Source organism: Acinetobacter sp. 809848, assembly GCF_000581275.1.
GTDB classification, from domain to species: domain Bacteria; phylum Pseudomonadota; class Gammaproteobacteria; order Pseudomonadales; family Moraxellaceae; genus Acinetobacter; species Acinetobacter pittii.
Window position 1 is genome coordinate 1 of sequence record NZ_JEXG01000096.1, and the last position, 2047, is coordinate 2047.

Below are 2047 nucleotides of genomic sequence, written 5' to 3' on the forward strand. Positions count from 1 at the left end.
CTTTGCCACATGCCATTGTTGCGTAACCCAGATAAATCAAAACTATCTAAACGCAAAAACCCGACATCAATTAACTACTACCGCGATATCGGTGTATTACCAGAAGCCTTACTCAACTATTTAGGCCGCATGGGTTGGTCAATGCCGGATGAAAGAGAAGTTTTCACATTACAAGATATGATGGATAACTTTGATATTCAGCGTGTATCACTAGGTGGACCAATTTTTGACGTTGAAAAATTGAACTGGCTTAACGGTCAGTGGATCAAAGGGTTAACTCCAAGTCAACTATTAGACCGTTTATTAACATGGAAGAGTGATCGCAACACTTTGGAAGACATTGCTGCCGCTATTCAACCACGTATTAATTTACTTTCAGAAGCTGTGAATTGGGCTGGTTTCTATTTTAACCATATGCCACAAATTACTGCTGAAATGTTTGAAAGTAAAAAATTGACTCAAGAGCAAGTTCGTCAAAGTTTACAATTTGCAATTTGGCGTCTTGAAGGTCAGTTTACTTGGAATAATGACACCGTTAGCCAAACCCTAATGGATCTTGCGAATCAGATGGGCATTAAACTACGTGATTTCATGCCAGCGTTCTTTATCGCAATTGCCGGTTCAACGAGTTCAACACCAGTGATGCAATCAATGGTTACGCTTGGGCCTGATTTAACTTTCGCTCGTTTACGTCATGCCTTAGAAATTGTGGGCGGACCGAGCAAGAAAGAAGTTAAAAATTGGGAAAAACTCAATGAGAGCTTAAAATTGCCGAAAAATGACGCAACTAGCGAAGTTTAATTCATTTTTTTGTTGACGTGTGAGCGCATTCACCCTAAGATTGCGCTCACACAAACTGGGGTCATAGCTCAGTTGGTAGAGCGCTACAATGGCATTGTAGAGGTCAGCGGTTCGATCCCGCTTGACTCCACCACGCTCCTTTGTGTTTGCCTCATCAAGTCCCTATCGTCTAGAGGCCTAGGACATCGCCCTTTCACGGCGGTAACCGGGGTTCGAATCCCCGTAGGGACGCCATATTCTCTTCTTATAAAATTCCTTTCTATTTTATTTTTATATTTCTAATTTTCTGTATTTCCAAATAAAATACACTTGTACATATATATCACCGATCCAGTATTTCCTTTACATAGATTTACAATATAATAATTCTTATTTTTATACTGATATTTATTATCAACAAGGTTTTAAATGGATCTTAAGCTTCGCCTCCTCTCCCTGAGCATCGCTCAACTCTGTTGTATCTCAAGTACTTTCGCAGAAACAGATCAGCCTTCAACCACACTCGCTACGATTAAGATTAAAGCTCAACAGGCAGCTGACCAAACTTATAAAGTCGATAGTTCAAGTAGCGCAACACGTAGTGAAATCGCATTAAAAGATACACCACAATCTGTCCGTGTAGTGACTCAAAAAGTAATTGAAGATATTGGCGCGACACGTTTAATCGAAGCGCTTGATTTAGCTGGTGGTGTGACTCGCGCTAATAACTTTGGTGGCCAAGGCTTAACAGGCTTTAATCTCCGTGGTTTCACTAGCGGTGAATTTTATCGTAATGGATTCCCAATTAACCGTGGTTATCCAAATGCTCCAGATAGCAACACTATTGAACGTGTAGATGTTTTACGTGGACCCTCTTCTAGCTTATATGGTCGTGGTGACCCAGGTGGTACGTTTAACTTAATTTCTAAAACACCAAAGTCTGAACAACAAACCACTTTAGGTGCTCAGCTCAGTAGTGAAGGTTTATATCGCACCACGGTAGACACAACAGGTACTATCCAGAATGCAGAAAATATCGGTTATCGTCTCAATGTGATTGCAGAAGGTGGTGATAGTTATCGCGATCATGTCGAGTCTAAACGTTATGGAATTGCACCAGTCATTCAATGGCAAGCTTCTGACGCAACAAAAGTTACTTTTGAAGCCGATATCCTAAGAAATCAACATCCACTTGATCGCGGGCACACACGCTACCCTACACAAAAGTCTTTTAATAGTTCACCCGAAACCTATTTATGGGAAACAG

General features: G+C 40.8%; 2 protein-coding genes and 2 tRNA genes. All 4 read left to right on the forward strand.

Annotated features, from left to right (window positions below; all coding sequences use genetic code 11):
• The coding region (locus J536_RS23715; RefSeq protein WP_032064192.1) for a glutamate--tRNA ligase at positions 1–801 on the forward strand (801 nt) is incomplete at its 5' end.
• A gap of 57 nt (positions 802–858) precedes the next feature.
• Positions 859–934, forward strand: a tRNA-Ala gene (locus tag J536_RS23720).
• A 25-nt stretch (positions 935–959) separates the two neighbouring features.
• Positions 960–1035 (forward strand) — tRNA-Glu (locus J536_RS23725).
• Between the two features lie 174 nt (positions 1036–1209).
• Positions 1210–2047: TonB-dependent siderophore receptor (locus tag J536_RS23730; RefSeq protein ID WP_032064194.1), on the forward strand; the 838-nt coding region annotated here is incomplete at its 3' end.